This window comes from Caulobacter sp. DMC95, from assembly GCF_056313785.1.
On the sequence record NZ_JBQUZP010000005.1, the window covers coordinates 1 to 18,202 of the forward strand.

Below are 18,202 nucleotides of genomic sequence, written 5' to 3' on the forward strand. Positions count from 1 at the left end.
TAGATGCTCTCCATGATGACCAGCATGAACGACAGCCCCAGCGTCAGGGGCACGAACAGAAAGTGGTAGAGGGCGGTGAGCGCGAACTGTAGTCGCGACAGGTCTACGACAGCGGGGTCGAACGCCATGTCAATTCTCCTGAAGGGCGTCGCGTAAATCCCACAACATTAATACATTCGCAAATACGTACTTATGCTGAGTGCAGGGCTTAAGACGTGTCGCGCTAGCGGCGCGCGGGTCCAGATCCGGCCAAGACCTGCAGCTGGCGCCCGCTCACCGTCACCTCACCTTCTGCGGCCAGAGCACGGGCGACCGCGACAAGTTGCTCGCGCTCGGCGTCCAGAAGGTCCACCAAGGGGCGCTGGCCGACCCGCACCTCCTGACGCAAGCTCTCGACCGCCCGCCTTGCGGCCTGCGCCTGATCGCGCGCGGCGACCATCGTGAGGCGATTGGTCTGAAGATCGCTCCAGGCGGCGATGACCGCCGTCTTCAGCGCCGCGCGCGCCGCGTCGCGCCGGGCTTCCGCGGCGCGGACTTCAGCGGACGCCTCAGCCTTGGCCGCCTGGACGCGCCCGCCGGCGAACAACGTCCAGCGCCCCTGCAGGCCGACCGTGAGGGCGTCCGAGCGATAACCCGGAAAAAACTGATCTCGCGCCTGTTCGGCCCTGGCCGCGACGCTGATGCTGGGCAAGCCTTGAGCCGAAGCGATCTTGGCGGCCGCCTGCGCCGCGCGAACAGCAGCCTCCGCAGCGCCAAGAGCAGGACTAACGGCCTCAGCGCGCGCCAGGGCCTCGTCCAGCAAGGGCAAGGCGCTGTCGTCAGCGATCGGCTCAAGCGCGATCGGTTCGCCCCCTACGAGCGCTGCGTACTGGGCGCGCGCCACTTCCAGTGCGCCCTGCGCCCTCGCCGTCCCGGCGCGCGCCTCGGCGCTGCGCGCGAGCGTCAAGTCGAGGTCACTACGTGGAATTTCACCCGCCGCGAACCTCAGTTGCGCCTGACGGGCCCATTCATCGAACGCCCTGGCATGAGCCTGGCTCGCTTCGAACAAGGCCTGTGCTGTTCGCACGCCGACATAGGCGCGCGCGACGGCCACCTGTAACGCGTCGTCAGCCTGGACAAGCTGAGCCTTGGCGCCAACCTGCCCCGCCCTGGCCTTGTCGACCCCCGCCAAAATGGCGCCGCCCGAGTAGAGCGGCTGCGCGACCTCCAATCGCACCGCGCGCGGATCAACGTCCGCGGCGGCGAAGCCAAAGAAGCCGCCCAGATCGTTGCGGCCGCTCATATACTCACCCGCCAAACCAAGGGTCGGAAGCCGCGCGCCCTTGGCCGCATCCAAGCGCGCGCCAGCTGAATCCGCGTGGGCTTTCGCCGCACGCAGGTCGGGATTATACGCGCGCGCCGCCGCGATCGCTTCCTCAAGCGTGGTCGCCTTGGCGAGAGGCGGCAAGGCCAGCAACGCGCCGGCCGCGATCAGAGCGACGCGGCGCATTAGCGGAACGCCGTCCCCGGCTTGACGCCGAGCTTCTTGAAAATGATCGCCGCAGGGCAAAAGCCCGTGAAAGCAGCTTGGATCATGTTCAGGCCAGCGAACGCCGACAGTCCGACCCAGTAGGGATGAACGAAGTGTGCGAGCGCCAGCCCGAGCAGAACGACTAGGCCGGCGAAGGCCAGCACGGCGCGATCCAGGGTCATTTTTCGTCTCCTTTTCGATATCAGACGGCGGCTTTGGCGGTGGCTAGGCTCACCCAATCCACAATTTGATCGGCGGACATCAGGCCCGCCTTGCGGGCGATCAGTCGGCCGTCCAGGAACAGCAGCAGCGCGGGAATTCCCTGCACGGCGTACTGCGCGCAAAGCTCAGGGTTTTCGTCGGCGTTGAGCTTGAGGAAGCGCGCGCCAGCCCCGACCCGTTTGGCGGCCTCGGTGAACTGGGGCGTCATGGCCCGACAGGGTCCGCACCAAGGCGCCCAGACATCGACGAGCACTGAAACGCCTTTGGTGCCGGCAAGGTGGCGCGCAAAGGCCTTGGCTTCCACATCCAGCGGCGCCCCCGAAAGCGCTTCGGCCTTGCAGCGACCGCATCGCGCCAAGGCTGGATCGCGATCGACTGGGACCCGATTCCCCGCCCCGCAGCTGGGACACACGAGCTGGCGCATAGCCTCAAGCGCCCTTGATCTTGTTAACGCCCAGGATGTCGAGGGCGAGCTTCTCGTAGAACGGCTCGCTCTCGCCGCGCTTGACCTTGCCCAGGAAGTACTTCTCGAAGCCAACCTTAGCGAGGTGGACCCATTTGCCGCTGGCCGACCAGTTGACGTTGCGCGGCGGGATCTGAGGCTGGGCCACGAAGGCCACGCCGCCGTCGCCGAAGTCGGCCAGACAGATGGCGTTCCAGCTCGCCTCGTGCGTCGGCGGCTTGTCGTCGAGGATCTCCTTGAAGTTATGGGCGATGGCCGTGACCATGCTTTCGATCATGAAACCGGTCTTGGGCACGCCGACGGGCACGGGCGTCTTGCCGGTCGGCGCGATGGCGACGCAGACGCCCAGCGCCATGACGTTCGGATAGGTCGGATTGCGCTGGTGCTTGTCGATCAGGATGAAGCCGCGCGGATTGACCAGTCCCTCGACGCCCCGCACCGCTTCGACGCCCCGGAACGCCGGCAGCATCATCGCGTAGCCGAACGGCACGTCGTGGCGCTCGCGCACCGAGCCGTCGTCGGCGATCTCATCGACGTGCATCAGCCCTTCATCGACCGAGGCGACCTTGGCGTTGGTGATCCACTTGATGTGGCGCTGGCGCATCTCGCTCTCGAGCAGGCCCTTGGTGTCGCCCACCCCGTCCAGACCCAGGTGGCCGACATAGGGCTCGGAGGTGACGAAGGTCATCGGGACCTTGTCGCGGATCTTGCGACGACGCAGTTCGGTGTCGAGGATCAGCGCGAATTCATAGGCCGGACCAAAACAAGAGGCGCCCTGCACGGCGCCGACAACGATCGGCCCGGGGTTTTCGCAGAACTTGTCGAAAGCGTCCGCCGCCGCCTCGGCGTGCTGAACGTGGCAGACCGACTGGGTATGGCCGCCGTGCGGGCCAAGGCCCGGGATCTCGTCGAAAGCTAGCTCGGGGCCGGTGGCGATGACCAGATAGTCGTAAGGCAGGACTGAACCATCGCGGAGCTCCAGCGTGTTCGACTTCGGATCGACGCGCGTCGCGCCAACGCCCGTAAACTCGATGCCCTTCTTCTCAAACACGGGCGGCAGCTTGACCTCGATGGCCTCGCGCTTGCGCCAGCGAACCGCGACCCAAGGATTAGAGGGCACGAAATGAAAGGTGTCTCCCTCCGAGACCACCCGAACGTCGGCGCGCTTGCCGACCGCGAGCTTGATCTCGAAGGCGGCGATCGCGCCCCCCAGACCTGCGCCCAAAACGACTATGCGAGGCTTGGCCACCTTGGCGTCTCCCTGCTGATTGATCCAGCGCAGCGTCGTGGCCGGCAGGAGCGGCCATAACGCTTTCAAAGCAGCCGCGCTTGACTTAATATGACAATTCTCGCATATACGCAATTACGAATTTTAAGGCCGCCTTGCGGCCCATTGACGGAGACAATCATGTTTGGCGCCCCCAAAGTGAAAGACCTCACGCCTGCGGATGTGAAGGCGTCCCTGGACGCTGGCGATATTTTGCTGATCGATGTGCGCGAGCCGGCGGAGTTCGCAGCCGAACGGATTCACGGGGCCCTGAACTTCCCGCTGTCGACCTTCGATCCGGCCGCCCTGCCCCTGGCCGACGACAAGCGCATCATCATGCAGTGCGGATCGGGCAAGCGCTCAGCGATGGCGATCGAGCGCTGCCGCGCGGCGGGCCACAAGCTGGAAAGCCATCTGGGCGGCGGCATTATGGCCTGGAAGGCCGCCGGCCTGCCGACCATCAGCCTCGACAGCGAGAGCGGCCAAGTCCGCGACCGCGGCTGATCCGACAACGCCCTGGGGGACTCCGATGACCGCCAAACCTTTCCTGATCGGCGCGCTGGGCCTGGCCACGCTGTTGAGCGCGTGTGGCGAGGAGAAAGCCGCGCCTAAGCCGGCGACCGTTATGGCGCCCGCCACCGATCGTCTAACGGTGCGCGCCTCGGTCGTCGACGACCTCAAGCCGGTCCCCGCCACCCTGACCACGCGCGACATGGCCGACGCCCGCGCTCGGATCGGCGGCACGGTGACGCAGTTGCTGGTCAAGGAAGGCGACACGGTCCGCCAGGGGCAAACCATCGCCGTCGTTCGCGACGATCGCATCGGCCTGCAGACATCCGCCTATGACGCGCAGGTCGCTGCTGCGGCGGCGCAAGCCGCGCAAGCCCAAGCCGATCTCGCCCGGACCCAAGACCTCTATGACCACGGCGTCTACGCCAAGGCGCGCCTGGATCAGGTGCAAGCCGCCGCCAAGGCCGCCAATGCGGGCCTCGCCGCAGCCCGCGCCCAAGCTCGCGCCAGCGCGGAGCTAGGCCATCAAGGCGCTGTCTTGGCCCCGACCGCCGGCCGAGTGCTGACCGCCGATGTCCCGCTGGGGTCGGTTGTCATGCCCGGTCAGTCCCTGGCCACGATCACAGCGGGTCCGCCGGTCGTCCGTATTACCGTCCCCGAAGGCGAAACCGCCGCCTTGAAGGTTGGCGCTACGGTCCGCCTCGCCGCCGAGGACCTGGGCGGCGTCGCGGCGACGGGGCAGATCACCCAGGTCTATCCTGCCGTAACCGGCGGCCAGATCATTGCTGACGTAACCGCCACAGGCCTTCCACAGGCCCTTGTCGGCCGAAAAGTCCGCGCCTTCGTTGCGGTTGGCCAGCGCCAGGCCGTGGTCATCCCGCGCCGCTATATCGCGACACGCTTTGGCGTCGACTATGTCCGCCTGGTCGGCAAGGACGGCGCCGCCGTCGATAGCCCCGTCCAGACGACCCCGGCCGCCGCCCCCGGATCGGTCGAGGTACTTTCCGGCCTGCGCCTTGGCGACGTTCTGACCCCCGCGGAGCCCCGCCGATGAACCTTGGACTGTCCGGCCGGCTGACGAAAGCCACCATCCGCTCGCCGTTGACGCCTCTAATTCTGATGGCCGCGATCGCCGTCGGGCTCCTGGCGCTGTTCTCGATCCCCCGCGAAGAAGAGCCGCAGATCAGCGTGCCCATGGTCGACATCATGGTCGCCGCGCCCGGCCTCTCCGCGCCTGACGCGGTCGAGCTGGTCGGCAAGCCGCTGGAAGCGATCGTCAAGAGCGTCAACGAGGTCGAGCACGTCTACACCTTCGCCGACGACCACCAGGTGATGGTCACGGCGCGCTTCAAGGTCGGCGTCGATCCCGACGCAGCGGCCGTGCGGATCCATGAGAAGGTCCGCGCCAACTACGACAAAATCCCCGCTGGCGTTCCTGAGCCCTTGATCCAGACGCGCGGCATCAACGACGTGCCGAGCCTGGTGCTGACGCTCTCGCCCAGGCCGGGCTTCGAGAGCCGCTGGACCGACGAAGCGCTGCGCGAGATCGCCGGCAAGCTGAAGACCGAGGTCGCCAAGGTGGACGATATCGGCCTGACCTTCATCGTCGGCGGGCGCCCGCGGGAGGTCAAGGTCACGCCCGACCCAGCCCGCTTGGCGCTGCGCGGCGTGTCGATGGGCGCGTTGATGGATACGATCCGGCAGGCGACGCGCGCTTTTCCGGCGGGCGACGTGCGCAACGGCGGTGAGGCGGTCGCTGTCACCGCCGGCCGCGACCTGAAGACCGCCACCGAGATCGGCCTTCTGGCCCTGCCCTCCGTCAAGGGCGAAACGGTCTATGTGCGCGACGTCGCCGACGTCACCGAAGGTCCCCGTGAGGACCAGACCCAGGTGCGCCGTTATGCGCGACTGGAAGGCGGCTGGAGCGAGGCTCCGGCGGTCAGCCTGGCCATCGCCAAGCGCAAGGGCGCAAACGCCGTTGTCGTTTCTGAAGCCGTTCTGAGCCGCGTCGAGATGCTGAAAGGCTCACTACTGCCCGACTCCTTGAACGTCGACGTCACGCGCGACTACGGCGCCACGGCCAATGAAAAGGCCAATGAACTGCTGTTCCACTTAGGGCTGGCCACGGTCTCGATCGTCGTGCTCATCGGTCTGGCCATCGGCTGGCGCGAGGCCGCCGTCACCGCCGTGGTCATCCCGACCACGATCCTGCTGACGCTCTTCGCCTCGAATCTGATGGGCTACACCATCAACCGGGTCAGCCTGTTCGCCCTGATCTTTTCGATCGGCATCCTGGTCGACGACGCCATCGTCATGATCGAGAACATCGCCCGCCACTGGGCCATCAACGATGGTCGAGGCCGGATCCAGGCCGCCGTCGAGGCCGTGGCCGAGGTCGGCAATCCCACGGTCGTCGCCACCCTGACCGTGGTTTCGGCGCTGCTGCCGATGCTTTTCGTCTCGGGCCTGATGGGCCCTTACATGGCGCCGATCCCGGTCAACGCCTCGGCCGCCATGGTGTTCTCGTTCTTCGTCGCCGTGGTCATCGCGCCGTGGCTGATGGTTCGCTTCGCCCGCAAGGCGCTGGAAGGCGGCGCTCATGGCCATAGCCATGACGATGAAGGCAAGCTGGGCGCGCTCTACCGCCGGGTCGCCGGCTGGGTGATCCGTGACCGCCGCACCGCCTGGAGTTTCCTGGGCGGCGTCGGCCTCGCCACGGTGCTGGCCTGCGCCATGTTCGCCACCAAGACCGTGACGGTGAAGCTCTTGCCGTTCGACAACAAGTCCGAGCTCCAGGTGGTTCTGGACATGCCCGAGGGTACGTCGCTGGAGATCACCCAGCGCACTCTGGCGCAGGCCGCCGCACTGGCTGGCGCACTCCCCGAGACAGTGGCCATCGACGCCTATGCCGGGACCGCCTCGCCGTTCAACTTCAACGGCCTAGTGCGCCACTACTACCAGCGCAGCCGTCCTGAGCAGGGCGATCTCTCGGTCGCCCTCGCCCCAAAGCATGACCGCAAGCGGTCGAGCCACGCCATCGCGTTGGATCTGCGTGAACGCCTGTCGCGCCTCTCCCTCCCCGCTGGCGCAGCCATCAAGGTTGTCGAGGCCCCGCCAGGGCCGCCCGTGATGGCGACGCTGCTGGCTGAGATCTACGGCCCCGACGCCGCCACGCGCCGCGCGGTCGCCGAAAAGGTCAAGGCCGAGTTCCACGCCGTCTCCTACATTGTCGACATCGACGACAGCTGGGGCGCGCCCCGCCCGACCCTGCGCCTTGTCCCCGATCGCACGCGACTGGAAGCTTTGGGCGTCTCCGACCGCGAGGTGCTCGACTCGATCGGCGCGGCCTTCGGCGGTCAGGTGGTCGGCTACGCCCATCGTGGCGAGGGCCGGGATCCGCTGGAGATCGCCGTCCGCCTGCCGCAGAGCGCCCGCACCTGGGGCGAGGGACTGGGCGCGACGCCTGTCGCCCGCGCCGCAAACGGCCGTCTCGTCGAACTGTCCGAGGTCGTCGAGGCCAAGCGCGAGGCCGGCTCAACGCATGTCTTCCGCCGCGATGGCCGCGACGTCGACATGGTCATGGCCGAGCTGGCCGGCGCCTACGAGGCGCCGATCTACGGCATGATGGACGTCAATAAGCGTCTGCGCGACATGGACTGGGGCGCCACGGCCAAGCCCGACATCCGTCTGAACGGCCAGCCGACCGACGAAAGCCGCCCCACGGTGCTGTGGGATGGCGAATGGGAAATCACCTGGGTGACCTTCCGCGACATGGGGGCGGCCTTTGGCGTGGCGATCCTGGGCATCTATGTGCTGGTGGTCGCGCAGTTCAAAAGCTTCCGTCTGCCTCTGGTCATCCTGACACCCATTCCGCTGACCCTTGTGGGCATCGTCCTGGGGCACATCCTGTTCCGGGCGCCGTTCACGGCCACCTCGATGATCGGCTTCATCGCCCTGGCCGGGATCATCGTGCGCAACTCGATCCTGCTGGTGGATTTCATTCGCCACAGCGCCGAGGGCGGCGCGCCGCTTCGCGAGGTGCTGCTGACGGCGGGGGCGATCCGCTTCAAGCCGATCCTGCTGACCGCTCTGGCGGCGATGATCGGCGCGGCGGTGATTCTGACCGATCCGATCTTCCAGGGCCTGGCGATTTCGCTGCTGTTTGGCCTCGCCTCTTCCACCGTCCTTACGGTTTTGGTCATCCCGGCGATCTATGTCGTTTTGCGCGACCCGGACGCGCCCGTGAAGCCCAAGGCCGCTTGATCACGCCTCCCTCGTTTCTACATTGGCTCCAATGACCGCTCGCACCGTTTTCTGTCATTCGCCGTCCGACGTCGCTGATCTGCGCGCCTGCGCCAGCGACGCCGCGCGCCTGTTGAAACTGCTGGCGAGCGAGCAGCGCCTGCTGCTCCTTTGCCGGCTAGCCGATGGCGAGGCGTCGGTGGGCGAGCTCTCGGAACATGCAGGCCTGGCCCAGTCGGCGACTTCGCAGCATCTGGCCAAGATGCGCGCCGAGGGCTTGGTGGCCACCCGTCGGGAAGCCCAGACGATCTATTACAGCCTGAGTGATCCCAACGCCGCGCGCGTGCTGGGCACGCTGTCGGACATTTACCGCACCGCCGGCTGAGACCTAAAGGTCGCCCATCGCACGCCAGGCGACATAGGCCGCCACGATCAGAACGAGCGCGGCGAACAGCCGACGCGCCAACAGCGCCCGCCCCTCCAGCAGGGCCGCGCCCCGGACGCCCACCATCCCGCCGACCGCGCCCCCAAGCACGAAGACGCCGGCGATCTTCCAGTCGACCCAGCCTGACAGCGCATAGTTGAAGGACGTCGCCGCCCCGAACAACGCGACCGAAACGAGGGACGAGGCCGCCGCATTGGCCAAGGTCATGCCCGTAGCCGCCATCAGACCCGGTACAATCAGAAAGCCGCCGCCGATACCGAAGAATCCCGCCGCCGCCCCGGTCATGACCCCCAGCGGCGCCAGACGTCGAACCAGCGGCCAGGTGATGTGGACATCAGGATCGCCCTCTGAGCGCGGTTTGCGCATCATCGAAACAGCGATAGCGGCCATGGCCAAGGCGAAGAACAGCAGCAGCCTTTGCCCGTCTATTAGCTTGGCGACACTGGATCCCAGGAAGGATCCGAGCAGGCCCGCGGCTGCGAAAACGCTGGCGCAAGGCCATTTGACCCGCCCGCCGCGCCAATGACCGGCAAGGTTTGCTGCGGCGTTGACTGCGACGGCGGCGGCCGAGGTGCCGATGGCCACGTGTGGGTCGCGCACGCCGATCACATACAGCAAGAGCGGCGTAGCCAAGACTGAGCCGCCGCCGCCAAACAGACCCAGCAGGGCCCCAACCAAGGCGCCGCTGGCCAGGGTGGCGGCGACAGTTTGGATGTCCATACGCGCCTCAATCAGGCTTGATATATTCAAACATTCGAATATATATGAACAGACTGAATATCAAGCTGGAACTAGACCATGGCCGCGCCAGACATCGCCCTGGAGACCGCCCGTCGCTTGGCCGACGCCTCAACAGCGGCGGAGGTCAAGGCCTTCTTCGATCCAGACACCTTCACCGTCTCCTATGTCGTCAAGGATCCTGCGTCCAACGCCTGCGCGATCGTCGACAGCGTCCTCGATTTCGATCCGGCTTCAGGGCGCACCAGTCGCTCCAGCGCCGATAAGATCATAGACCATGTCCAACGCGAAGGTTTGGACGTCGAGTGGATCCTGGAGACACACGCCCACGCCGACCACCTATCGGCCGCGCCTTATCTCCAAGAGACGCTAGGCGGCCAGATCGCCATCGGCGCCCATATCACAGACGTGCAGCGGGTGTTTGGCGCCCTGTTTGGGCTTGGCGCGGACTTTTCGGCCGACGGTCACCAATTCGATCGCCTCTTCCAAGACGGCGAACAATTCCGCATCGGCGCCATGGAAGCCGTCGTACTCCATACGCCGGGTCATACGCCCGCTTGCGTCAGCTACGTGATCGGCGACGCCGTCTTCGTGGGCGACACCCTGTTCATGCCCGACTACGGCTCGGCGCGATGTGACTTTCCGGGCGGTGATGCGGCCACGCTCTTCGCCTCGGTGCGTCGTCTTCTATCGCTTCCGCCCCAGACCCGCATGTTCCTATGCCATGACTACCTGCCGCCGGGACGCACGGCGTATCAGTGGGAAACCACGATCGCCGAGCAAAGCGCGCGCAACATCCACCTTCATGCGGGCGTCAGCGAAGCGGAGTTCGTCGCTCAGCGCCGCGCTCGCGACGCAACCCTGCCCATGCCCCGGCTCATCCTGCCGTCCGTCCAGGTGAATATCCAGGCCGGCCATCTTCCGAAACCCGAAGCCACTGGCGTTCGGTATCTCAAGCTGCCGATCGACGCGGTCTAAACCATCACCGAAGAATAGCGAATGGATCTGAGCTCGCCTTCAGACTCCAACTTGCGCCATCAGCTGCCGTTGGTGCGCCTCCAGGAACGCGACATTCGGTGGAGGCGCGCCGTACCTCAAACCGCGTGAAGCCGGAGCTCATCCGCTAGAGATCGATCTGCTCGGACATCTCCAGTGCGTCATCGACCTCGATGCCAAGGTATCGGACTGTGCTCTCAAGCTTCCGGTGCCCGAGTAGAAGCTGGCATGCGCGCAAGTTGCCGGTCTTCTTGTAGATCAGCGCAACCTTCGTTCGACGGAGGCTGTGAGCGCCATAGGCTCTGGGCTCGAGTTCAATCATCGAGACACACTTATCGACCAGTCGGGCCTACTGCCGCGTGCTGACGTGATCGCCGGGCCGACTGCGGCTGGGAAATAGCCAGTCGTCGTTGCGCAGCCCACGCGTCTTCAACCAAACTGCCGATGCTTCTCTCGTAGGTTCGGTAATCTCAAATGGGACGGACTGCCCAGTCTTCTGCTGGATGATCGTGGCGCGTGCTCGCAGCAATCCACCAGGCGCTACGTCGCTGACACGCAGCTTCACTAGGTCACAGCCTCTGAGCTTGGCGTCTATGGCGCAATTGAACATCGCGAGGTCGCGGACCCGCCCGTTCGCCTTCAACTGCTGCCGTATCCCCCAGATGTGCCGGGGCTTGAAGGGTGGCTTAGGACCGATGATACGGCCTGTGTTCCAAGGATGTTTGGGCGGAAGGAAGAGGTCAAATTGAGCCATGTTCGCCTCCTGCGAATTGGCTACTCCCCTCGGCTCACCCTATCACATCTGGCTGGCAGAGGCTCTGACAATGCCGAGCCGACATGGCCAACGCCAAACTCTGGATTTCGCAGCAATGCTGGCGACGCCTGAGCTTGCCATCTGGACGGTTGTCATTCCGCAGATGTCCAACTGGCAACCGCCCCGTGAGAAAATGGGTTTAAGGCCCAACGGGCGCGACTGGTCTTCCCGGGTTCGGGCATCTGCTGTTCAGGAGCTTTGTCTGCGCTCGACCCGCGACTTTACGACATCCGGCGCTTTTCGAGCTTTCGCGCCAGGGTTCTGCGGTGCATGCCCAGCCGGCGCGCCGTCTCGGAGATGTTGAAGTCCGTTTCGACCAGGGTCTGGTGGATACGCTCCCACTCCAGGTTCTTGATCGAGGTGGCGCGGCCGCCGATCGCAGCGTCAATGTCCCCTTCGCGTTTCAGGAACGCCGCCTCGATGTCGTCGGTGTTCGAGGGCTTGGCCAGATAGTGGCAGGCGCCCAGCTTGATCGCCTCGACCGCAGTGGCGATGCTGGCGAAACCGGTCAGCACGACGATCAACATGTTGGGGTCGCGCTCGGCCAGCGCCCGCACGCAGGCCAGGCCCGACTCTCCGGAGAGCTTCAGATCGACCACGGCGTAGCGCGGCGCGAAGGTCCGCAGCGTCTCCAGGGCCTGCTCCAGGCCCTGAACGTGCGCCACCTCGTAGCCCCGGCGCTCGAACGAGCGCTTCAGCGTCGCGGCGAACTTCTCGTCGTCCTCGATCAGGATCAGGCGTTTGGGCTCAGCCATGGCGGGCGACCTCCAGCATGGCGATCGGAAGGCGTATCGACACGCGCGCGCCGCCGCCCGCCAAGTTTTCCGCTTCGGCGGCGCCGCCGAGCTTGCGCAGGACGTTGACCAGCAGAAACAGGCCCAGCCCGCCGCCGGCGCGCCCCTTGGTGGAGTTGTAGGGCTTTCCGAAGTCGGCCAGGGCGTCCGGCGTGAAGCCCGGACCATCATCCTCGACCACGATCCGGATCCAGCCGTCGCGCGTGGCGGCGCTCAGCCGTACGGCGCGCCCTGACGCCTCAAGGGCGTTGTCCAGCACGTTGTGGATGCCCTGCTTCAACGTCGACTCCGCGACGATCGGCGTGGCGTCACGCAGGTCGGTTTCGTAGAGCAGCGGGGCGTCAGCGCGGCTGGCGCGCCATTCGGCCACGACTTCGTCCATGAAGCCGCGCAGCGTGCTGACCCGGACCTCGCCGCTGCGCGCCTCGCCCGCCGAAAGCAGAACCCCAGTGACGATGGCCTTACAGCGCCGGACCTCACCGCGCATGTCCTCGAGTTCTTGCGCCAGTTCGGCGTTGCTCGCGATCGCCGGAACGCGTCGCCAGTCCCCCAGGATCACATCGAGGGTGGCCAGCGGCGTGCCCAGCTCGTGGGCGGCCCCGGAGGCCAGAAGCCCCATGCGGACGATATGGGCCTCCTCGGCCTCGCGCTGGCGAAGCTCGGCCAGGCGGGCGTCGTGGCTGCGCAGGTTGGCGTTGATCCGGCCCACGAACGTCACCAGCAGCACCGCGTCCAGCAAGAGGCCGACGAGCATGCCCATGATGTAGAGCTCGAAGAACGCGCGGTCGCTGAGGCCCGGCGCGATGATCGGCCGGTTGAAGCCGATCAGGGCCACGAAGCAGAAGCTGATCAGCGCGACGATCGCCCAAGTGGCGCGCGCCTCCAGCAGCACCGCGCCCAGGATCACGTGCAGCAGATAGAGGGTCGTGAAGGGGTTGGTGGCCCCGCCGCTGAAGTATAGCTGGATGGTCAGCGCCAGAGCGTCGATCGCCAGGGCGGCGAACAGCTCATAGCGCCCCAAAGGCTCGACGCGCTTTAGCCGCAACAGGCTGAGGAGGTTCAACACGACCAGGGCCAGCAGAACCAGCATCATCGCCGCCAGCGGCAACCGGAAGCCGAAGCTAAAATGCACCACCAAGATGGTCGCGACCTGACCGGCGACGGCGATCCAGCGCAGGTGGATCAGCTGCAGCATGTTCTGCCGGGCGATGGCGTCGGCCGGGCCATTGGCGTTCTCGGCGGCGCGCGCGCCCGACAGCCAGCCTGAAACCCCGCTCAGGACCAGGTTGGCGGAAGGGGTCATGCAGCGTCTTCCATGGGTCTCCGGCGCGCGTCGGCGAGAACATAGGCAGCGGCGCCCGCCGAAAAGACCGCGAGCGCAAACCAAGTCAGCGCATAGATAAGGTGGCTGTTGGGGAAACGCACAACCGTCAGCCCCCCGCGCGGCCAACCGCCCGGATTAGGCGCGCGGTCCGCGTCCACGAAGTACGGCGCCACGACGCCAAGACCCTGGCTTTGGGCGATCGCAGCGACATCGCGGGAGTACCAGCGGCCGGCGGCGGGATCATTTCGCCGCAAGAACCCGCCGCCAGGCTCGGTGAAGCGCAGGAGGCCGACTACGCGGGTCTCGCCCCTGCCCTGCCCGGCGGCGCGGAGGCCGGCGGCGGCTCTCTCGGCGGGGACAAAGCCACGATTGACCAGGACGGTGAAGCTCTGGTCGGTGCGTAGCGGGGTCAGCACCCAAAAGCCCGGCCCGAGGACCGTCACGGCCTGGGTCAGGGTCTCACGATCATGATCGAAGACCCCGCTCAGCACGACGCGGCGATAGACGTCGTTCGTCGGCGACAGATGCGGCCAGTCCAGCGGCCCCGGCGCGCCAACGGGCGGCGCGGCGAGGCGCTGTTCGACCTGAGCGATGAGGTCCAGCTTCCAGACCCGGCGTTGGAGCTGCCAGGCTCCAAGGCCTGCGAACAACACCGCAAAGCCGACGCAAAGGCTGACCAGCGCGGTCGTCTTCGCGGTCAGGCGGGGTTTCACGGGGCCTGCCGCATGTCGGGCATCATCTCCGGCATCATGTGGGTGTTGAGGTTGTGCATGACCCAAAGCGAGCCAGCGAGCGTGATCACCACCAGGATGAGCGTGAAGATCAGCGCCAGCATGGTCCACCCGCCTTCAGACCGGGTGTTCATATGCAGGAAATAGATCATGTGGACCACGACCTGAATGACCGCGAGCCCCATCACCGCCACGGCGGTCATCTGGGCGCTGGGCAGGACGTCGCCCATCACCAACCAGAACGGAATGGCCGTCAGGATCACGGCCAGGACAAAGCCGATGACATAGTCCTTTAGCGTGCCGTGGGCGCCCTCGTGCGCATCGTCATGGGGGTGGGCGTCATGTGAAGCAGCGCTCATTTCAGCACTCCCAGCAGGTAGACGAACGAGAAGACGCCGATCCAGATGACGTCCAAGAAGTGCCAAAACATCGACAGGCACATCAGGCGACGGCGCATCTCAACGCCGAGGCCGCGCTGGCCGACCTGAACCATCAGTGTCACAAGCCAGAGGACCCCGAAGGTCACGTGCAGACCGTGGGTTCCGACCAGCAGGAAGAACGCCGACAGGAAGGCGCTGCGCTGCGGTCCCGCCCCCTCGTGGATCAGGTGCGCGAATTCATAGATTTCCAGCGACAGAAACCCTAGGCCCAGCAAGCCGGTGACGCCCAGCCAGATCAGCACCGGCTTCACCTTCTTGGCCTGAGCCGCGATCATCGCAAAGCCGTAGGTGATCGAGGACAGCAGCAGCAGGCCCGTATTGATCGCCACCAACTGCAGATCAAAGAGGTCCGCGCCCGACGGTCCGGCCGCGTAGCTTCGGCCCAGGACCGCGTAGCAGGCGAACAGCACCGCGAAGATCAGGCAGTCGCTCATCAGGTAGATCCAGAACCCCAGAAGGGTGCCGTTCTCCGGATGATGCTCCTTGGTCGTGTAGAACTGGTCGGGATCAGCCGCCGACGCGGCGTGGGAATGAGCGCCCATGATCAGGTCAGGCTCCGCAGGGCTTCGGTGCGCGCGTCCTCGACGCGAACGACCTCCTCAGCCGGGACGTAATAGTCACGCTTGAAGTTGAAGGTGTGGAAGATCGCAGCGCCGACCAGGGCGACGAAACTCAAGACCGCCAGCCACCAGATGTGCCAGATCATCGCAAAGCCGCAGGCCACGCTCAGCCCCGCGAGCACCACGCCCGCCCAGGTATTGGCCGGCATGTGGATCGGGATGAAACCACTGGTCGGGCGCACATAGCCGCGCTGCTTCATGTCCCACCAAGCGTCGAGCTGATGGACGACGGGCGTGAAGGCGAAGTTATAGGCCGGCGGCGGCGACGAGGTCGACCACTCCAGGGTGCGGCCGTCCCAAGGGTCGCCCGTCTCGTCGCGCAGCGCCTCGCGATTGCGAATGCTGACCACGATCTGGACGATGAAGGCGATGATGCCAAGCAGGATCAGCACCGCGCCGAAGGCGGCGATGACGAACCAGATCTGCAGGGACGGGTCCTCGAAGTGGCTGACGCGGCGCGTCACGCCCATCAGGCCCAACACATAGAGCGGCATGAAGGCGAAGTAGAAACCGCTCAGCCAGAACCAGAACGACAGCTTTCCCCAAAACGGATCCAGGCGGAAACCGAACGCCTTGGGGAACCAGTAGACGATGCCGGCGAACATGCCGAACACGACACCGCCGATGATCACATTGTGGAAGTGGGCGATCAGGAACAGGCTGTTGTGCAGGACGAAGTCGGCGGGCGGGACGGCCAGAAGAACGCCGGTCATGCCACCGATCACGAAGGTGACCATGAAGCCGATCGTCCACAGCATCGGCACCTCGAACCGGATGCGACCCCGGTACATCGTGAACAGCCAGTTGAAGATCTTCGCCCCTGTCGGGATCGAGATGATCATGGTGGTGATGCCGAAGAACGCATTCACCGATGCGCCCGAGCCCATCGTGAAGAAGTGGTGCAGCCAGACGATGTAGGACAGCAGCGTGATGACCACGGTCGCGTAGACCATCGAGCTGTAGCCGAACAGCCGCTTGCGGCAGAAGGTCGAGACGACCTCGGAGAACACGCCGAAGGCCGGCAGGATCAGGATGTAGACCTCGGGGTGACCCCAGATCCAGATCAGGTTCACGTACATCATCGGGTTGCCGCCGAAGTCGTTCGTGAAGAAGTTGGTGCCCAGATAGCGGTCGGCCGACAGCAGACCCAGGACGGCGGTCAGGATCGGGAAAGCCGCGACGATCAGCACGTTGGTGCAAAGCGCCGTCCAGGTGAAGACCGGCATCTTCATCAGGCTCATGCCCGGGGCGCGCATCTTCACGATGGTCACGACCAGATTGATCCCGGATAGCAGGGTGCCGACCCCGGCGATCTGTAGCGCCCAGATATAGTAGTCGACCCCGACGCCTGGACTGTAGGCGATGTTCGACAGGGGCGGATAGGCCAGCCATCCCGTGCGCGCGAACTCGCCCACGAACAGCGACGCCATCACCAGCACCGCGCCGCCGACCGTCATCCAGAAGCTGAAGTTGTTCAGGAACGGGAACGACACGTCGCGCGCGCCGATCTGCAGCGGCACCACCAGGTTCATCAGGCCCGTGACCAGCGGCATGGCCACGAAGAAGATCATGATCACGCCGTGGGCGGTGAAGATCTGGTCGTAGTGGTCTGGCGGCAGGTAGCCGGCGGCGTCTCCGAACGCCATCGCCTGTTGGGCGCGCATCATCAGGGCGTCGGCGAAGCCGCGCAGCAGCATGATGATCGCCAGGATGATGTACATCACCCCGATCTTCTTGTGGTCGACGCTGGTCAGCCACTCGCGCCACAGATAGCCCCACAGCTTGTAGCGGGTCAGCAGGGCCAGCACGGTCAGACCGCCCAGCGCGACCATCGCGAAGGTGACGATCAGGATCGGTTCGTGCAGCGGGATTGCGTCCCAGGTGAGACGGCCGAAGATGAATTTGACGAGGTCCGGGGACATGAGGTGGCCTTCGATGGATCAGCGGGCCGAGGCGCCGGTGATGGGCGCGCAAAGGGCGGCGACGAACGAGCGGAAGCCGCCGCCCTCGCCCCGTCGGGTGCGCTTGTCGTATTCAAGGGTTGTCACGTTGTAGACGCCGGCCATGCCAAGACCGCCCCGGGCGTCGATCGCCGCCATGTCGTGGTGACACATCTTGCCTGGCTCAACGCACCGATTGACCGCCGCGCCAAACAGGCCCGAGTCGACCGAGGCGAAGCGCAGGACGGGTTGCTTTTCGCTAGGGCGTTCCAGGTCCAGATAGCGGCTGCGGTCCAGGCGACCCGAGCCGGCCCGGACACCGTCGGCCCAGCGCTTGAAGTCGGCCTCGCTCATGCCGTGGAACTTGAACCGCATGTGCGAGAAGCCGTCGCCGCTGTAGTTCGCCGAGAACCCCTCGAACTGGCCAGGCTTGTTGATGACCGCGTGAAGCTTGGTCTTCATGCCGGGCATGGCGTAGATCTGACCAGCGAGAGCCGGCACGTAGAACGAGTTCATCACCGACGAGCTGGTCAGCTCGAAGTTTAGCGGGCGATCGACCGGCGCGGCCATTTCGTTGACCGTGGCGATCCCCAGCTCCGGGTAGATGAACAGCCACTTCCAATCCAGCGCGACGACCTGGACCTTCAGGGGCTTGATGTTCTGGGCCGAGCGCCCCGGAGCGATCCGGTCCAGCGGGCGGTAGGGATCAAGAAGGTGCGTACTGCTCCAGGTCACCGCTCCCAGGATGGTGATGATGATCAGCGGCGCGGCCCAGATGATGATCTCAAGACGCGTCGAGTGATGCCAGTCAGGGGCGTAGGTCGCCTCCTCGTTCGACGACCTGTACTTCCACGCGAAGAACAGGGTCAGAACGATCACCGGAACGATGATCAGCAACATCAGCACGGTGGCCAGGATGATCAGGTCGCGCTGCTGGGCGGCGATGTCGCCGGATGGATTCATCACCACCCAGTCGCAACCGCCCAAAGCCAGCACAGCGGGCATGAGCAACAACGACTTGAGAGCGCGTGACGACAGGGGGGAGCTGAAGCTGAGACGCATGATGGCGCGCGATACGCCACCGCGCTGCAGCGCGACATTGGACGGTTTGTCCTAGGTCAATGCGCTCTCGCCAAATTGATCGGT

18 protein-coding genes and 1 pseudogene are annotated in these 18,202 nt (G+C 65.5%); 5 read left to right on the forward strand and 14 right to left on the reverse strand.

Annotation, left to right across the window (positions count from 1 at the left end; translation table 11 throughout):
* From ACT53N_RS12745 to ACT53N_RS12765, 5 genes are all read right to left on the reverse strand, one after another.
* Window positions 1-128: cytochrome ubiquinol oxidase subunit I (locus tag ACT53N_RS12745; RefSeq protein WP_476064524.1), on the reverse strand; the 128-nt coding region annotated here is incomplete at its 3' end.
* 95 nt (window positions 129-223) lie between these two features.
* Window positions 224-1,489, reverse strand: a complete 1,266-nt coding sequence (locus tag ACT53N_RS12750) for a TolC family protein (RefSeq protein ID WP_476064251.1) — start codon at window positions 1,487-1,489, stop codon at window positions 224-226.
* The gene (locus tag ACT53N_RS12755; RefSeq protein WP_310211994.1) at window positions 1,489-1,692 is read right to left on the reverse strand and encodes a YgaP family membrane protein; all 204 of its coding nucleotides are present in this window, start codon (window positions 1,690-1,692) and stop codon (window positions 1,489-1,491) included. Before ACT53N_RS12755 ends, ACT53N_RS12750 begins: the two co-directional genes overlap by 1 nt.
* Before the next feature lie 20 nt (window positions 1,693-1,712).
* On the reverse strand, window positions 1,713-2,156 hold the full coding sequence (locus ACT53N_RS12760) for a thioredoxin family protein (RefSeq protein ID WP_476064252.1): 444 nt from the start codon (window positions 2,154-2,156) through the stop codon (window positions 1,713-1,715).
* Window positions 2,157-2,160: 4 nt separating this feature from the next.
* On the reverse strand, window positions 2,161-3,444 hold the full coding sequence (locus ACT53N_RS12765) for an NAD(P)/FAD-dependent oxidoreductase (protein WP_476064253.1): 1,284 nt from the start codon (window positions 3,442-3,444) through the stop codon (window positions 2,161-2,163).
* A 159-nt stretch (window positions 3,445-3,603) separates the two neighbouring features.
* Here ACT53N_RS12765 and ACT53N_RS12770 point away from each other — a divergent pair, with 159 nt between their 5' ends.
* Genes ACT53N_RS12770 through ACT53N_RS12785 form a run of 4 tightly spaced genes read left to right on the forward strand, consistent with a single transcriptional unit; the run spans window position 3,604 to window position 8,599 of the window.
* Window positions 3,604-3,966 (forward strand): rhodanese-like domain-containing protein, encoded by a 363-nt coding sequence (locus ACT53N_RS12770; RefSeq protein ID WP_476064254.1) that lies wholly within the window; start codon window positions 3,604-3,606, stop codon window positions 3,964-3,966.
* Window positions 3,967-3,991: 25 nt separating this feature from the next.
* Window positions 3,992-5,026: an efflux RND transporter periplasmic adaptor subunit gene (locus ACT53N_RS12775; protein ID WP_476064255.1), complete on the forward strand. Its 1,035-nt coding sequence runs from the start codon at window positions 3,992-3,994 to the stop codon at window positions 5,024-5,026.
* A complete protein-coding gene (locus tag ACT53N_RS12780) occupies window positions 5,023-8,235 on the forward strand; it encodes an efflux RND transporter permease subunit (RefSeq protein WP_476064256.1) in 3,213 nt (1,070 codons plus the stop codon). Before ACT53N_RS12775 ends, ACT53N_RS12780 begins: the two co-directional genes overlap by 4 nt.
* A gap of 31 nt (window positions 8,236-8,266) precedes the next feature.
* A complete protein-coding gene (locus tag ACT53N_RS12785; RefSeq protein ID WP_476064257.1) occupies window positions 8,267-8,599 on the forward strand; it encodes an ArsR/SmtB family transcription factor in 333 nt (110 codons plus the stop codon).
* Window positions 8,600-8,602: 3 nt separating this feature from the next.
* Here ACT53N_RS12785 and ACT53N_RS12790 read toward each other — a convergent pair whose 3' ends face one another.
* Entirely contained in the window at window positions 8,603-9,379 is a 777-nt protein-coding gene (locus ACT53N_RS12790; protein WP_476064258.1) for a sulfite exporter TauE/SafE family protein, read from the reverse strand.
* 78 nt (window positions 9,380-9,457) lie between these two features.
* Here ACT53N_RS12790 and ACT53N_RS12795 point away from each other — a divergent pair, with 78 nt between their 5' ends.
* Window positions 9,458-10,375: an MBL fold metallo-hydrolase gene (locus ACT53N_RS12795; protein WP_476064259.1), complete on the forward strand. Its 918-nt coding sequence runs from the start codon at window positions 9,458-9,460 to the stop codon at window positions 10,373-10,375.
* 145 nt (window positions 10,376-10,520) lie between these two features.
* On the opposite strand, the pseudogene ACT53N_RS12800 reads toward ACT53N_RS12795, so the two are convergent.
* From ACT53N_RS12800 to cyoA, 8 genes and pseudogenes are all read right to left on the reverse strand, one after another.
* Window positions 10,521-11,147 (reverse strand): annotated as a pseudogene (locus ACT53N_RS12800) (site-specific integrase).
* 281 nt (window positions 11,148-11,428) lie between these two features.
* A complete protein-coding gene (locus ACT53N_RS12805; protein ID WP_476064260.1) occupies window positions 11,429-11,962 on the reverse strand; it encodes a response regulator transcription factor in 534 nt (177 codons plus the stop codon).
* Window positions 11,955-13,304 carry an ATP-binding protein gene (locus ACT53N_RS12810; RefSeq protein ID WP_476064261.1) on the reverse strand — a complete coding sequence of 450 codons (1,350 nt, stop codon included), beginning with the start codon at window positions 13,302-13,304 and terminating at the stop codon, window positions 11,955-11,957. Before ACT53N_RS12810 ends, ACT53N_RS12805 begins: the two co-directional genes overlap by 8 nt.
* Window positions 13,301-14,038: an SURF1 family protein gene (locus ACT53N_RS12815; RefSeq protein ID WP_476064262.1), complete on the reverse strand. Its 738-nt coding sequence runs from the start codon at window positions 14,036-14,038 to the stop codon at window positions 13,301-13,303. The genes ACT53N_RS12810 and ACT53N_RS12815 overlap by 4 nt, the downstream gene beginning before the upstream one ends.
* Complete coding sequence (cyoD, locus tag ACT53N_RS12820; RefSeq protein ID WP_476064263.1) at window positions 14,035-14,415, reverse strand: cytochrome o ubiquinol oxidase subunit IV; 381 nt, start codon at window positions 14,413-14,415, stop codon at window positions 14,035-14,037. The genes ACT53N_RS12815 and cyoD overlap by 4 nt, the downstream gene beginning before the upstream one ends.
* On the reverse strand, window positions 14,412-15,038 hold the full coding sequence (gene cyoC, locus ACT53N_RS12825) for a cytochrome o ubiquinol oxidase subunit III (protein ID WP_476064264.1): 627 nt from the start codon (window positions 15,036-15,038) through the stop codon (window positions 14,412-14,414). Before cyoC ends, cyoD begins: the two co-directional genes overlap by 4 nt.
* A gap of 2 nt (window positions 15,039-15,040) precedes the next feature.
* The gene (gene cyoB / locus ACT53N_RS12830) at window positions 15,041-17,038 is read right to left on the reverse strand and encodes a cytochrome o ubiquinol oxidase subunit I (protein ID WP_476064265.1); all 1,998 of its coding nucleotides are present in this window, start codon (window positions 17,036-17,038) and stop codon (window positions 15,041-15,043) included.
* Between the two features lie 18 nt (window positions 17,039-17,056).
* The gene (gene cyoA, locus ACT53N_RS12835) at window positions 17,057-18,118 is read right to left on the reverse strand and encodes a ubiquinol oxidase subunit II (protein WP_476064266.1); all 1,062 of its coding nucleotides are present in this window, start codon (window positions 18,116-18,118) and stop codon (window positions 17,057-17,059) included.
* Window positions 18,119-18,202 lie beyond the last annotated feature (84 nt).

Excerpts from the sequence above, each read along its gene's own strand:
- ACT53N_RS12750 (WP_476064251.1), bottom strand. The coding sequence starts at position 1,489 with ATGCGCCGCGTCGCTCTGATCGCGGCCGGCGCGTTGCTGGCCTTGCCG.
- ACT53N_RS12755 (WP_310211994.1), bottom strand. The coding sequence starts at position 1,692 with ATGACCCTGGATCGCGCCGTGCTGGCCTTCGCCGGCCTAGTCGTTCTG.
- ACT53N_RS12760 (WP_476064252.1), bottom strand. The coding sequence starts at position 2,156 with ATGCGCCAGCTCGTGTGTCCCAGCTGCGGGGCGGGGAATCGGGTCCCA.
- ACT53N_RS12770 (WP_476064254.1), top strand. The coding sequence starts at position 3,604 with ATGTTTGGCGCCCCCAAAGTGAAAGACCTCACGCCTGCGGATGTGAAG.
- ACT53N_RS12775 (WP_476064255.1), top strand. The coding sequence starts at position 3,992 with ATGACCGCCAAACCTTTCCTGATCGGCGCGCTGGGCCTGGCCACGCTG.
- ACT53N_RS12780 (WP_476064256.1), top strand. The coding sequence starts at position 5,023 with ATGAACCTTGGACTGTCCGGCCGGCTGACGAAAGCCACCATCCGCTCG.
- ACT53N_RS12785 (WP_476064257.1), top strand. The coding sequence starts at position 8,267 with ATGACCGCTCGCACCGTTTTCTGTCATTCGCCGTCCGACGTCGCTGAT.
- ACT53N_RS12790 (WP_476064258.1), bottom strand. The coding sequence starts at position 9,379 with ATGGACATCCAAACTGTCGCCGCCACCCTGGCCAGCGGCGCCTTGGTT.
- ACT53N_RS12795 (WP_476064259.1), top strand. The coding sequence starts at position 9,458 with ATGGCCGCGCCAGACATCGCCCTGGAGACCGCCCGTCGCTTGGCCGAC.
- ACT53N_RS12805 (WP_476064260.1), bottom strand. The coding sequence starts at position 11,962 with ATGGCTGAGCCCAAACGCCTGATCCTGATCGAGGACGACGAGAAGTTC.
- ACT53N_RS12810 (WP_476064261.1), bottom strand. The coding sequence starts at position 13,304 with ATGACCCCTTCCGCCAACCTGGTCCTGAGCGGGGTTTCAGGCTGGCTG.
- cyoD (WP_476064263.1), bottom strand. The coding sequence starts at position 14,415 with ATGAGCGCTGCTTCACATGACGCCCACCCCCATGACGATGCGCACGAG.
- cyoC (WP_476064264.1), bottom strand. The coding sequence starts at position 15,038 with ATGGGCGCTCATTCCCACGCCGCGTCGGCGGCTGATCCCGACCAGTTC.
- cyoB (WP_476064265.1), bottom strand. The coding sequence starts at position 17,038 with ATGTCCCCGGACCTCGTCAAATTCATCTTCGGCCGTCTCACCTGGGAC.
- cyoA (WP_476064266.1), bottom strand. The coding sequence starts at position 18,118 with ATGCGTCTCAGCTTCAGCTCCCCCCTGTCGTCACGCGCTCTCAAGTCG.